The organism is Paenibacillus polymyxa, from assembly GCF_015710975.1.
Classification (GTDB): domain Bacteria; phylum Bacillota; class Bacilli; order Paenibacillales; family Paenibacillaceae; genus Paenibacillus; species Paenibacillus polymyxa.
The window spans coordinates 367,832-380,628 of record NZ_CP049783.1; the positions used below are offsets into that span (position 1 = coordinate 367,832).

The 12,797-nt window shown below is 45.7% G+C and carries 11 protein-coding genes; 3 read left to right on the forward strand and 8 right to left on the reverse strand.

The window, feature by feature from the left end; all coding sequences use genetic code 11:
- Window positions 1–63: 63 nt before the first annotated feature.
- Window positions 64–627: a GbsR/MarR family transcriptional regulator gene (locus G7035_RS01915; RefSeq protein WP_019686546.1), complete on the reverse strand. Its 564-nt coding sequence runs from the start codon at window positions 625–627 to the stop codon at window positions 64–66.
- A 513-nt stretch (window positions 628–1,140) separates the two neighbouring features.
- On the opposite strand from G7035_RS01915, the gene G7035_RS01920 reads away from it, so the two are divergent.
- Together G7035_RS01920 and G7035_RS01925 are read left to right on the forward strand one after the other, a co-directional pair.
- On the forward strand, window positions 1,141–2,364 hold the full coding sequence (locus G7035_RS01920) for a quaternary amine ABC transporter ATP-binding protein (protein WP_029514910.1): 1,224 nt from the start codon (window positions 1,141–1,143) through the stop codon (window positions 2,362–2,364).
- The gene (locus G7035_RS01925) at window positions 2,339–4,933 is read left to right on the forward strand and encodes a glycine betaine ABC transporter substrate-binding protein (protein ID WP_019686544.1); all 2,595 of its coding nucleotides are present in this window, start codon (window positions 2,339–2,341) and stop codon (window positions 4,931–4,933) included. Before G7035_RS01920 ends, G7035_RS01925 begins: the two co-directional genes overlap by 26 nt.
- Window positions 4,934–5,026: 93 nt before the next feature.
- Here the strand turns inward: G7035_RS01925 and G7035_RS01930 are convergent, their stop codons facing one another.
- From G7035_RS01930 to G7035_RS01955, 6 genes are all read right to left on the reverse strand, one after another.
- A complete protein-coding gene (locus G7035_RS01930) occupies window positions 5,027–6,250 on the reverse strand; it encodes an ABC transporter permease (protein ID WP_016821182.1) in 1,224 nt (407 codons plus the stop codon).
- 1 nt (window position 6,251) lies between these two features.
- Complete coding sequence (locus G7035_RS01935; protein ID WP_019686543.1) at window positions 6,252–7,616, reverse strand: HlyD family secretion protein; 1,365 nt, start codon at window positions 7,614–7,616, stop codon at window positions 6,252–6,254.
- A 24-nt stretch (window positions 7,617–7,640) separates the two neighbouring features.
- Window positions 7,641–8,225, reverse strand: a complete 585-nt coding sequence (locus G7035_RS01940; RefSeq protein WP_016821184.1) for a TetR/AcrR family transcriptional regulator — start codon at window positions 8,223–8,225, stop codon at window positions 7,641–7,643.
- Window positions 8,226–8,480: 255 nt separating this feature from the next.
- Complete coding sequence (locus tag G7035_RS01945) at window positions 8,481–9,848, reverse strand: ABC transporter substrate-binding protein (RefSeq protein WP_019686542.1); 1,368 nt, start codon at window positions 9,846–9,848, stop codon at window positions 8,481–8,483.
- 117 nt (window positions 9,849–9,965) lie between these two features.
- Entirely contained in the window at window positions 9,966–10,787 is an 822-nt protein-coding gene (locus G7035_RS01950; protein WP_016821186.1) for a carbohydrate ABC transporter permease, read from the reverse strand.
- Window positions 10,784–11,749, reverse strand: coding sequence for a carbohydrate ABC transporter permease (locus G7035_RS01955; protein WP_019686541.1), 966 nt, complete (start codon window positions 11,747–11,749; stop codon window positions 10,784–10,786). The genes G7035_RS01950 and G7035_RS01955 overlap by 4 nt, the downstream gene beginning before the upstream one ends.
- Before the next feature lie 193 nt (window positions 11,750–11,942).
- Here G7035_RS01955 and G7035_RS01960 point away from each other — a divergent pair, with 193 nt between their 5' ends.
- A complete protein-coding gene (locus G7035_RS01960) occupies window positions 11,943–12,263 on the forward strand; it encodes a hypothetical protein (protein ID WP_019686540.1) in 321 nt (106 codons plus the stop codon).
- Window positions 12,264–12,380: 117 nt separating this feature from the next.
- On the opposite strand, the gene G7035_RS01965 is transcribed toward G7035_RS01960, so the two are convergent.
- Window positions 12,381–12,755, reverse strand: coding sequence for a hypothetical protein (locus G7035_RS01965; RefSeq protein ID WP_019686539.1), 375 nt, complete (start codon window positions 12,753–12,755; stop codon window positions 12,381–12,383).
- Window positions 12,756–12,797: the final 42 nt, after the last annotated feature.

The window sequence follows — 12,797 nt, forward strand, 5'->3', positions numbered from 1 at the left end:
CCAAAAAATACCGGAAGCGCTTTTGCGCTCCGGCATTTTGTAGACAGAATGAGTGGATCTTGCTTAATCCCGAACCTCTTCTTTCGGAATCAGCTTGTAAATTTCTTCGCTTTCCATCGAATCAATCAATCGGTCTAGCCACTTGTAATAAGCCACGGCCTGCTTCATTTTCATACGGTCTTGCTGAAGAATGGTCTTAAATTCCTCGTATTCTTCACCCTGTGCCATCAATTTGTCCAGTTCCTCAATGGCTTTGCGCAGTACGAGTAAATTTGTTTCTACTGCTTTTCTCCATTTAATAGCGAAGAAGTCAGTAAAAGTTTGGTACCAGTCATATTCGACTTCATACAAGTCCTTGCGTGAGCCTTTGCTCCATACCTTGTTCACCATTTTCAGATCCAACAACGTTCGAACTCCTGTACTCATGCTCGTTTTGCTCATTTCCATTTCACGGCCCATCTCATCCAGCGTCATCGGTTTATCCGCAAAAAAAAGCAAACCGTACAAATGCCCCGCAGACAGAGTGATCCCATATAGGTCCATGTTTTTACCTATAGCTTCTATGACACGTTTGCGAATTTTTTGCAGCGACGCCTGCTGCTCATCACCTAACTGGTACAAGCTCATGCTTGCAACCTCCTAATTTTAGAGCATTTTGCACAACCTAGTATGAACGACTTACCCGTAAAGGATTAGCTTTGACGCAATATATGAAATCTTTCAATACGAATGAAATGTTTCAAAAGCAAAGCTTCTGTCTATATTACAACAGCATGATCGTTCAAAATCATAATTCGCAAAATTGCTAATGATAGTAAACTTTTAAAATTATGGATATACATAAATCTTTTTGTTATGGTCATATTTCATTGTCTATTTTAAAAAAAGCACTATCGGTTGTAAAGTTCCGAATGTTTGAGCATTCTAAAGAACGAAGGAGCATATCGAAGGAAAGTTTGTACAGTTTTTTCTGTACGTACTTTACGAACAGTTTTTTTGTTTGAAATGTAAGTGATGCTTCTGTTACAATTAATTTTGTCATTAACCGTTCAGGATGTACAGAATTATGATTTTTATACTCAATCCATCATGCAACATGGGGTTAATACCAAGCAAAGTATAGAAAGAAGAGGTGTATGTATGACGATTTTGGAAGTCAAAAATGTCAGCAAACTCTTTGGTCCTCACGCAGAGCAAGGTGTTCCGCTCCTGGAGCAAGGCTGGGGCAAAGAAAAGCTGGCCAAAGAAAAACAGATTACTGTTGGTGTTAACAAGGCCAACATGCAAATTAAGCAAGGTGAAATTTTCGTAATTATGGGGTTATCAGGTAGCGGCAAGTCCACTTTGGTGCGAATGCTAAATCGCTTGATTGAGCCTACCTCCGGTGAAATTCTGGTCCACGGCAAAGATCTCCGTAAGATGAACAAAGAACAACTCCGCGAGGTTCGTCGTAAAACCATCAGCATGGTTTTTCAAAAGTTCGCCCTGTTCCCACATCGGACTGTATTAGAAAATGTAGAATACGGTCTTGAAATTCAAAAGGTAGATAAAGCACAACGCCAGGAAAAGGCACAAACAGCGCTGGAACTGGTTGGTCTTAAAAACTGGGGCGATAAAATGCCCGATGAGCTGAGTGGCGGTATGCAGCAGCGTGTCGGCCTGGCACGGGCACTGGCAAATGACCCTGAAGTTCTCCTGATGGATGAAGCATTCAGCGCATTGGACCCTCTCATTCGCCGTGACATGCAAGATGAGCTGCTGGAGCTTCAAGATAAAATGAAGAAAACGATTGTCTTTATCACCCATGATCTGGATGAAGCGCTGCGGATTGGTGACCGGATTGCATTGATGCGGGACGGAGTGGTCGTACAAATTGGTACACCGGAAGAAATTATGATCCAACCAGCTAACTCTTATGTAGCCCGCTTCGTCGAGGATGTGGATCTGTCCAAAGTGTTGACGGCTGCTCATGTCATGCTTCGTCCAGAAACCATCACTATGGACCGCGGTCCACGTGTAGCTCTGGAATTGATGCGGGAGCGTGGAATTTCCAATCTATTCGTCATTGACCGCACCAAAAAGCTACTGGGTGTTATTAATGCCGAGGATGCTGTCCATGCACTGCGCAACAATTTGAAGATTGAAGATATTTTGATCACGGACGGACCGCAGGTTCCTGCTGAAACTGTTATTAATGATTTGTTTGAAATTACAAGCTCGTCCAAGGTGCCACTGGCTGTCGTCGATGACAAGCAGAAATTGCTGGGCGTTATCGTCCGTGGAGCTTTATTGGGTGCACTAAGTGGAGATGTACCTACTACAAAGGAGGTGAATGCCCATGATACCGAAACTACCAATCGCTGAGTGGATTCAATCCATTGTAGACTGGATGGGTATTCATCTGGCTGGATTGTTTAATGTTATTTCTTCGGTAATTGAAGCGGTAGTAGGCTTTTTCTCTGGCTTGTTCATGCTTCCGCACCCTCTGGTGTTCATCGTGATCATCGGGATTATCGCCTTTATGATCGGGCGGGTGCAGCTTACACTGTTCACTGTCATCGGCTTCCTGCTGATTGATAATCTCGGCTATTGGAGTGAAACGATGAACACGCTCGGACTGGTCATCACGTCTGCGCTTGTATCCATTGTTATCGGGATTCCGATCGGAATCTGGTGTGCATACAGTAAATCAGCATCACGCATTATCACGCCTTTACTTGATTTTATGCAGACGATGCCAGCGTTCGTGTACTTGCTCCCGGCGGTTACCTTTTTCAGCTTGGGTGTTGTACCAGGTGTTATCGCCTCTGTAATCTTTGCGATTCCCCCAACCATTCGCATGACCAACCTGGGGATTATGCAAGTATCGGATGAGCTGATTGAAGCCTCTGATGCTTTTGGTTCAACATCGGCGCAAAAGCTGTTTAAAGTACAGCTGCCACTGGCATTGCCTACCTTAATGGCTGGTATTAATCAGACGATTATGCTGTCACTGTCCATGGTTGTTATTGCTTCCATGATCGGTGCGGAAGGTATCGGTGCGGTTGTGTATCGTGCTGTGACCCAACTGCAAATTGGTAAAGGCTTTGAAGCCGGCTTGGCTGTGGTCGTTCTGGCTATTGTACTTGACCGCTTTACACAAAACCTGTTCAAACCGACGAAAAGAAGCAAAAGTCGTGTATCCAGCAAGCAAAAAGTATGGATCACCTCTGCAGTTACAGCGGTTATTCTGATCGCTGGCGCATCTCAATATTTTGTTGGAACAGATCATTCCGCTGCTGGTAAAGGTAGTGCTGCTGCCAATCCGATTGGCGCAGAGGTTGATTATAAAATTATTGGTATTGATGCCGGGGCAGGCATTATGAAGTCGACGGCTAAAGCAATTCAAGACTACAATTTGTCTGATTGGAAGCTAGTCGAGGGTTCCGGTGCAGCCATGACGGCCACATTGGACAAAGCCATCAAAGCGAAAAAACCGATCATTATTACCGGTTGGACTCCTCACTGGATGTTCAACAAGTATGATCTCAAATATTTGGAAGACCCTAAAAAGTCTTATGGTGAAGCCGAGGGTATTCATACGATTGCCCGCAAAGGTTTGCAGCAGGACGCTCCTACTGCTTATGAGTTTCTAAAACGTTTCAAATGGACTGCTGAAGATATGGGTGAAATGATGGTTGCTATCCAAGAAGGGACCAGCCCTGAGCAAGCTGCCAAGGATTGGGCAGAGAAACATGCCGACAAGGTTCAGGAATGGACTCAAGGACTGCAACCTGTCAATGGCGACACCTTTAAGCTAAGCTATGTAGCTTGGGATTCGGAAATTGCGAGTACGAATTTGCTGAAATATATTATGGAAAACAAACTGGGTTACAAAGTAACCGCACTGCAAGTTGAAGCAGGTCCTATGTGGACAGGTGTCGCTAGTGGCGATGTAGATGCCTCACCGGCTGCATGGCTGCCGTTAACGCATGCGGATTACTGGGCTAAATACAAAGATAAACTCGACGACCTAGGTGCAAATATGACTGGTGTTAAAACCGGGTTGGTCGTTCCAGCTTACATGAATGTTAAATCAATTACTGAATTGCAGGGGAACGGAGCCGAAGCGGCTCCAGCCTCCGCCGCTACTGGGGACTTTGGCAAGGAGGTCGGCTACCGCATTGTCGGTACCGACCCTGGTGCCGGACTGATGAAGCTGACTGCTAAAGCTATCAGTGACTATGGATTGTCCGACTGGAAACTGCTTGAAAGCTCTGGAGCTGCAATGACCGCTACACTGGATAAAGCTATCAAAGCCAAGCAGCCTATCGTTGTAACCGGTTGGACTCCTCACTGGATGTTTAACAAGTATGATTTGAAATACTTAAAAGATCCTAAAAAGGCTTATGGTGATAAAGAAGAAATTCATACCATTGCCCGCAAAGGGTTGAAACAGGATGCTCCTGTGGCTTATGAATTTCTAAGCCGTTTCAAGTGGACTGCTGAAGATATGGGTGAAGTGATGATCGCAATTCAAGATGGTACTCCCCCACAGCAGGCTGCCAAGAACTGGGCTGATAAGCATCCTGATAAAGTACAGGAATGGATCAAGGGTTTGCAGCCCGTCAACGGCGATCCTCTGAAGCTGAGCTACGCTGCTTGGGATTCGGAAATTGCCAGTACGAACGTATTGAAATATGTATTAGAACAAAAATTGGGCTATAAAGTAACCGCGCTGCAAGTGGAAATCGGCCCAATGTGGACAGGCGTGGCTGGCGGAAGTGTAGATGCTACCGCAGCCGCCTGGCTTCCATTGACGCATGCTGATTATTGGGCTCAATACAAGGATAAAGTAGATGACATCGGAACCAGCATGACTGGCGTTATGTCCGGACTTGTCGTTCCATCCTATGTACCCATTGATTCTATTGAGGATCTCAAAACGCAATAATACTTCTTCCAATTTTAATTGCTACTAATAAGTAGAAGGCAGATCAGGACTACTCCCGATCTGCCTTTTTGATATCCAAATTTAAAATTGCTCTCAGCCTTTGATTGTGAACCCTTCTTGAGCGGGCACATCGGCATGCTGTGCTGTCGTCTGATGTTGTCTAAAGAATAACGGATAGATCACGAAGGCCACCAGCAGACTCACACAACCAATGACGCCCAGAGCAATCAAATCCTTAAAGATGTATGTGATATCCAGACCCTTGAGCGTAATGTTCCGTACTGCGTCCAAATAATACGTCAGCGGCAATATTTCAGCAAGCCCTCGCAAGAAGCCGGGCATTGCTTCTAATGGCCACGTATAACCTGACAGCATAAAGGAAGGAACAGCAATGAGCATCAGAGTTTGTGTTGCATCCACTCTGGTCTTGGAAAAGAGACTGAACAGGAACCCTAATCCACACAAAGCAAAGTTAAAGACCAGCGAAACCAAAATCAATGGCAGTACCTGTCCCCTAAACGGAATATCGAAGCATAAAGCGCTAATACTGAATACAGTCAGCACATTAAAAGCTCCCGCCGCATAATAGGGTGCTAGCTTGGCAATAGCCAAGCGCCAAGGGGTGTTTTTCCATGCGCCAAATCTTCCCCAAGTCCCAGCTTCCTTATCACGCGTGCAAGACAACGCAATACCTAGCAGCAGACACTGCTGGAGAGCCGCAGAAATAACCCCCAACGGCATGAAAAGCTTATAATCATATACCGGGTTAAATAGCACTCTGGATCGGAACGGGATGGTAGTCAGCGTCGAGGCGGCCTGATCGGCGTTCATTCCCTTTTGCTTCATGGAATTGAGCGATACTCCGGCACTCACGCTACTAATGACCTGATTGGCAATCCGACTGGCACTATTGGAATACATCATATTACTGCCGTCAATCAGCGTAAGCACAGGTGGATTTTCCCCATGCTTAAGCCGAGTGGTAAAGTTATCTGGAATGACAATTCCGACCTTGGCTTCCCCAGTCTCTACTTGGCGGACTACATCATCCTGATTGGTCACTTGCCGTGTAACGGCAAATGAATCAGTCGCGTCGAACGCCTGAATGATTTGGCGACTAAGCTGCGAATTATCTCCGTCATACACCGTAACAGGCATCTCGGTAATCCGCTGATGCGAATACAGGAAGCCGAACAGTATCGTATACACAATTGGCGTAATCAGCAGAATAGCCATAAAGCGGCGGTCCCGGAAGATACTCAGCCATTCCTCGCGAAACACATCGCGGATACGAAGTCTTTCCTGTGAACCCTGCATATTACTGCGCCCCTTTGCCTGTAAACAGAACCGTGGAGCCTGTTGGAACGGAAGCCGCAAGATCCGGTAATGCTACCTTCACACCAAAGGAACGGACATCCTTATCACCTGAGCTTTGGCTCGGTTTTTGAATGGCAAAGTCCGCAGCCGATTCTAACAGAATGACTTTGCCCTTCAGCTCCTTACCGCCTGACAGTAATTTAACTTGAACTGTATCCCCTGCTTGAAGACCGTTCAGAGACGTTTCTGGTACATAGAATTTAGCCCAACGCTGTGTGGATGTTTCAATTGTATAGACAGGAAATCCTGCGCTAGCCATCTCACCCAAGCTAAGCGACTTGGATTTTACGATCCCATCCTCAGGCGCACGCAGCGTAGTATAGCCCAAATAGGTCTGAGCCTCCTGAAGTGCAGCTTCCGCCTGGGCTACCTGTGCATTGGCACCTTCAACCGCAGATTGTGCCTGCTCTACCGTCGATTGCGCCGCCTTCACTGCGGATTGCGCTTGCTCTACCGAAGCCTGAGCAGCTTTGACATCTTCCTGTTGCACAGCCACTTTGCCCGCTCCTGCCTGTGCTTCCTTCACTGCAGCCAAGGCTTGACGGTATTGGGCTTCAGCCGCCGTAATTTCCTCCTTACGGCTTCCCTCCCGCGCCATATCCAATTTTTGCGACTCAGCATTATACTTGGCCACTGCCTGTTGATGTTCCAATGTCGCTTGATCCAGTGAGGCCTGAGTTGCTGCACCGGCTTCTTGAAGTTTTTTGGCACGCTCCAGATTTTTAACAGTCAGGTCCAGCGTTTCCTTCGCTACCTTCACAGATGCTTGCAATTGCTCAAGCTCCTGCGGTCTTGCCCCGCTCTTGAGGGCATCCAGTTTCGCTTTGGCGGCGTTCGCAGCCGCTTGGGCCTGTTCTATCTGGCTGGAGGAAGCCTCAGCAGTCACACTGACCGCTGTCGTACCTTGGCTCTTCTTAGCCTGAGCGGCGCTCACGGTAGCCTGTGCCTGGCCTACGCCTGCTTGAGCCTGCAATACGCTGGCTTTCGCTTTGGACACATTGCTCTTGGCTGCCAGCAAAGCAGCCTGTGCTTGCTTCACCTTATCTTCCAGCTCACGGCTTTCCAGATGGGCTATCACCTGCCCTTTTTTTACCTTGTCGCCCTCATTCACCAGCATCTGATCAATACGTCCCGCCATCTTAAAGCTGGCATTGAGCGTATCGGATTCTACATAAGCCGTAGGGATAGAAGAAGATTCATCTGCGGATAAGCTGCTGCTCCCTCGTGGGAAAGCAGTCAAAGCATAGATTCCTACAGCGATTAAAATAATAAGTACGATGTAAATCGCATATTTTTTGGCTTTCATGTTCTCATCACTCCACTTGTCTATTTAATGTTGCATCCCCAGCGCGTTACATACAAATACTTCGGTACTTTCACGAACTTCCTGCAGATTCATCGTTTCGCCCCATACCATCGACCGCATTGGAGTAAAAATGTAAATGCCGAATAAACAATTTGCAGTCGTTTTTGCATCCAGCTTACTCGAAATTTTTCCATAGAACTTGCCGGAATCAATCTCTGCCTCCATAAAATCAAAATAGTCTGCCAGCACCTGCCTAATATTAAAATGCTGTTCCTGCGAGACCCATCCCTTACTGACCAGTAGACGGCAAAAATCCGGCTCTCTCCCAATGAACTCAATATGTACTTGGATCAGCTTGCGAACCCTCACTTCTACCTGATCCATAGGAATTTGAGCCATCGCTTCATGGATATCCTGGACAAAACGTTCCATTCCCATCTTCAAAATGTAAATGTACAATTCTTGCTTGTTTTTAAAATTGTAGTACAGGGTTCCTTTGGCTATGCCACATACCTTGGCAATTTCCTCCATATTTGTATCATTAAATCCTCGTTCGGAAAAAGCCTTGAGTGCGCCGTTAAAAATAATTTCCTTCGTTTGCTGTTTCATGCTTCCTCCTTTTTTGAACTGACCGTCCAGTACAAAAATTATGTATTTATTATAAGCCCATTTTCAGTTATCCAGCAATAGGAAATGTGCAAAAATGACCATTTTAGACACTTCGTCTAAACGATTATTCTAAAATGAAAATGCAAAAACGGATCGAATAAGTGAGGGGGTCACTCATTCGATCCGTTATTTCATAAAATCGGCTAATAAGGGGGCACATCTACGGATTATCAGTCGATTTTAAGGGAGGGCCGATTATTTCTTCACCGTTTGATTGTATTGCGCAATTTTGCCTGTAATTTCTTGTGCAGCTTGATCCAGAGCCTGTTTTGGCTGTTGCTGGCCACTCAGAACAGCCTCAATCGCACCTTCAACAATCTGACGCGCTTCTGGGAATACACCCATTACTGCGCCTTGTGTAGCAGTGGATTGTGCCGATGCATGCAATTGGTCAACCGCTGTCTGGAATTGCGGATATTTTACCATATTATCTTTGAGTACCTTCTCGTCATAAGCTGCTTTCGTGATCGGGAAGTACCCGGTGTTCACACTCCATTGTGCCTGCACTGCTGGGGAAGCGACGAATTTAATGAACTCCCATGCCGCCTTTTGCTGGGCTTCAGGTTTGTTGTTCATGATGTATAAGCTCGCGCCGCCTACAACTACGCCGCCTTCTTTTGCTTCATTGGCTCTTGGCAGAAACCCTGTGCCTACTTCGAATTTATCGCCAACCTGCTCCACAATATTACGCAGCGAAGCGGTAGAATCCAGCGTCATCGCAATTTGTCCTGCGGAAAAGGCTTTCGCTGTATCGTCCGAGTTACGTCCCAAATTGGATACGACCTTTTCATCGATCATTTTCTTCCACCATGTCAGCGTTTTTACACCGGCATCCGAATTCAGCAACGATTCCGTAGCTGCTTGCTCACGTCCATTGCCATTATTCACATAGTCCGCGTTCTGATTGGCAAACAGTTGCTCCATAAACCAGCCGTAAATGGCAATGGATGCACCAGATTTACCATCCTTACTTAAGGCTTTGGCAGCTTTTTCGAATTCATCATACGTTTTCGGAGGATTAGCTGGGTCAAGTCCTGCGGCTTTGAAAGCATCCTTGTTGTAATACAAAATCGGGTTTGACGTATTGAACGGCATGGCGTTCAACTTGCCATCAATCGTGTAGTATCGTGTAATATTCGGTTCAAGCTGCGACAAATCGAACTTATCCGCATCAATAAATTGTTGTACAGGCGTGATCATTTTGGAGTCGATCATGAATTTACTGCCGATTTCGTATACTTGAATGATGTCCGGTCCGCTATTAGAACCAAGCGACGCCTTCAGCTTGTTCAAGCTGTCATCATATTTACCTTGATATACTGGCTCTACCTGAATGTCCTTATGACTAGCGTTAAAGTCAGCAGCAATCTGCTTGATCGCTTTTTCACCGTTGCCGGACATTGAATGCCACCAAGTCAGCTTTACAGGTGAAGTTGCTGCTGCCCCTGTATCATTACCATTACTCGGCTTCTCCGCCGCTGTATTGTTGCTACAGCCTGCTGCAACCACCATAGCAGTCAGAATAAGCAGGGTCAAAGCACTTTTCAAACGAAAAAATCTCATAATCTCTCTTCTCTCCCTTTGATTAAATGATTCTTGAATGAAATGTTTGTACTCTTGTGTGTTAAAGCTTTGTATATAGGCTGCTTGCGCAGGTGTTGCTGTCTTTTGCTTCTATAATTAGCCTTTAAGCGCACCCGCTGCCATTCCACGCACCAGCTGTTTTAATCCAAAGATCAGCAGGAGCAGAGACGGTAAAATGACAAGTGCCGTACCCGCAAACACCAGATTCCATGAAGTCGATTCCTGAAACTCCAGCATAGATATGCCGATCTGTACGGTACGCATATTCTCGCTATTTGTGACCAGTAAAGGCCAGAGATATGAATTGTACATGTTCAGGAACGAATACACAGCCAGTGTTCCGAGCGCAGGGCGCGATAACGGAAGCACATGAAACAGGAAATATCGGATATGTCCGCACCCATCCATACGAGCAGCCTCGAACAGTTCCTTGGGAAGCTGGAGAAAAAATTGTCTTAACAGGAACGTTCCGAACGCCGTCGCCAGAAATGGAACCGTCAACCCTTGATATGTATCAAGCCAGTTCCAGCTTCGTACCGTCAGATAGTTGGGAATAATAGTAACTTCCCAAGGGATCATCATCGTCGCGACAAACATGCTAAAAATGAAGTTTTTTCCCTTGAATTCCATTTTGGCAAAGGCATAGGCCGCCAAGCTGGCTGTAATCAGTTGTCCGATCATTGTCAGACCCGAAATGAGAAAGGTGTTGCCGATAAAGGCTGCAATCGGAACGATTTCAAACACTTCAGAAAAATTGGCCATATGAAAGGAATGCGGGAAAAAGCTTGGTGGGTAAGCGCTCGCTTCCTCCGGTGACATGACCGCCATAAAAAATGTATAAATAACTGGGTACAAAATCAGAGCGGCTGCAATCGTAAGCAGCACATACAATAATGTTGAATTCAGGTGTTGTTTCATTGGTAATGCACCTTTCTTTCCACCCACTTAAACTGAATCATCGTAAGCAGCAAAATGACAGCAAACAAGACAATGGCCTGCGCACTCCCTGTTCCGAACCGGAAATTAACGAAAGCTTCCTGATAAATGGAATATACAAATACATTCGTACTGTTCACCGGACCACCTTTGGTCAAGATATTAATTTGAGCGAAAGACTGGAAGGCACCAATGATGGAAACTACGGTCACAAAAAAGATCGTCGGTGATAGCAGCGGCATAGAGATACGCCAGAACGTGACCAACGGTCCGGCTCCGTCCATTTTGGCACTTTCGTACATGTCATCTGGAATCCCTTGAAGTCCGCTTGATAAGATAATGTAATTGAAGCCAAGATTCATCCAGATGGTCATTATGGCTACGGAGAACAACGCCCAATCTGGGCTGGTCAACCACGGAACTGGATTGATATGTAATAGGGAAAGCACATAGTTGAACATCCCCAGTGTGGGATGGAAAAGGAATTTCCAAATGACCGCAGATGAACCCACCGATAACACCATCGGTAGCGAGAAGGCAAACTGAAAGATACGCATTCCACGTAATTTACTGTGTGTAAGGGCAGCGAGTACCAGCGCCAGTAAAATACCCACAGGTACCGTCAATAGTGCAAAAAGCAGCGTGACCTTAATCCCCTGTAGAAACTGACCTGAGCTGAACAGCATAGTAAAGTTATCTAACCCCACATAATCTGCAACGTTTCCTGCGGGATCTGTAGAATGCAAGCTGAGATAAACGGACTTTATCATCGGATAAAACATAAATACAGCAAACAAAATAAGCGATGGAGCCAAAAAGGTATACGCCAGCGCGTTTTCGCGCAGTCTTTGAATTTTTAGCGAACCCGTGCGTATGCGAGCTTTAGACGATGTCCGTTGCTGGCTCCTCGTCCCCAGTCCCAAAGATTTGTTAAGTTCACCCAAAACGGAACGCCCCTTTCTTTTCAAACCAACCTCAGTAAGTGTATCGTTTTGATGTAAAGGGAACATCAAGTGAACTGGAGTAAAATGTTAATGTTTTGACACTTTGTAAAACCTGTCTTACTTGGGTATTTGCACAAGGGCACAGGCTTCTGCATACGATATATCATTATATGAGTATGGAGGTCAGAGGCGAATGTCGTACAACACCGTCAGTCCGCAAACTTTATATCAAGCTAGACCGGAATTCCAACAAGAACTCAAAAAAGTCCACGATCATTTGCATTATCACTTGAGTCCCTACATGAACCACACGGTTAGGGTACAAACGATGGATCATCAGGTGTATGAAGGAACGATTGCGCATATGGATGCGGATCATTTGTATTTGAGAGTGCCTCAGCAGTATCACTCATCCTCCTTAGGAACCCCGACCCCTGATCGTTCCTATGCCTACAACAATGTCATTCTGCCGCTGGTGCTATTTAATTTGTTGGTTATAGTCCTGTTGAGCTAGCGCTCGATCCATGCAGTCTGTCTAACTAAAAGACAAAAAAACCTCCAAATCCGTAAGGAGCCTACCCTTGGCACATTACGAAGTTGGAGGTTTTATTTATTTGTGTTCTTATAATCATTAGTTCTCACAGGAGATGCCTGCTTCCTGCTCTAGTATAGCTATAAAACGCTCTATACGTTCTTTATTCGGCAGGTGGCAGAACACCTCATTTACCCCCTGATTGATCAGTAGGATGCTCCCCTTAGTATCCGACAATTCCTTTTCCAGCTTAGCCAGCGAAATATGGTGATAATTAATGAATTTGATCCAAGGAATACCCATATTGCAGGAATAAAAGATGATTCGTTGGGACGTTACTGCCAGCATTCCACAAAGCGGTATCTTCTCGGAGCTTTGCTGCAAATCATACGTACACCTAATAAAGGATCGGATGTGTTCGCCGGCTTCTAACGTCAGATTAATGGCTCGTAGCTCTTTTTCATCTGTTTTCATCCCGTCTCATCTCCTGTTCGAAGTTCAGGAACGAGTCGCAGC

Excerpts from the sequence above, each read along its gene's own strand:
- G7035_RS01915 (WP_019686546.1), bottom strand. The coding sequence starts at position 627 with ATGAGCTTGTACCAGTTAGGTGATGAGCAGCAGGCGTCGCTGCAAAAA.
- G7035_RS01920 (WP_029514910.1), top strand. The coding sequence starts at position 1,141 with ATGACGATTTTGGAAGTCAAAAATGTCAGCAAACTCTTTGGTCCTCAC.
- G7035_RS01925 (WP_019686544.1), top strand. The coding sequence starts at position 2,339 with ATGATACCGAAACTACCAATCGCTGAGTGGATTCAATCCATTGTAGAC.
- G7035_RS01930 (WP_016821182.1), bottom strand. The coding sequence starts at position 6,250 with ATGCAGGGTTCACAGGAAAGACTTCGTATCCGCGATGTGTTTCGCGAG.
- G7035_RS01935 (WP_019686543.1), bottom strand. The coding sequence starts at position 7,616 with ATGAAAGCCAAAAAATATGCGATTTACATCGTACTTATTATTTTAATC.
- G7035_RS01940 (WP_016821184.1), bottom strand. The coding sequence starts at position 8,225 with ATGAAACAGCAAACGAAGGAAATTATTTTTAACGGCGCACTCAAGGCT.
- G7035_RS01945 (WP_019686542.1), bottom strand. The coding sequence starts at position 9,848 with ATGAGATTTTTTCGTTTGAAAAGTGCTTTGACCCTGCTTATTCTGACT.
- G7035_RS01950 (WP_016821186.1), bottom strand. The coding sequence starts at position 10,787 with ATGAAACAACACCTGAATTCAACATTATTGTATGTGCTGCTTACGATT.
- G7035_RS01960 (WP_019686540.1), top strand. The coding sequence starts at position 11,943 with ATGTCGTACAACACCGTCAGTCCGCAAACTTTATATCAAGCTAGACCG.
- G7035_RS01965 (WP_019686539.1), bottom strand. The coding sequence starts at position 12,755 with ATGAAAACAGATGAAAAAGAGCTACGAGCCATTAATCTGACGTTAGAA.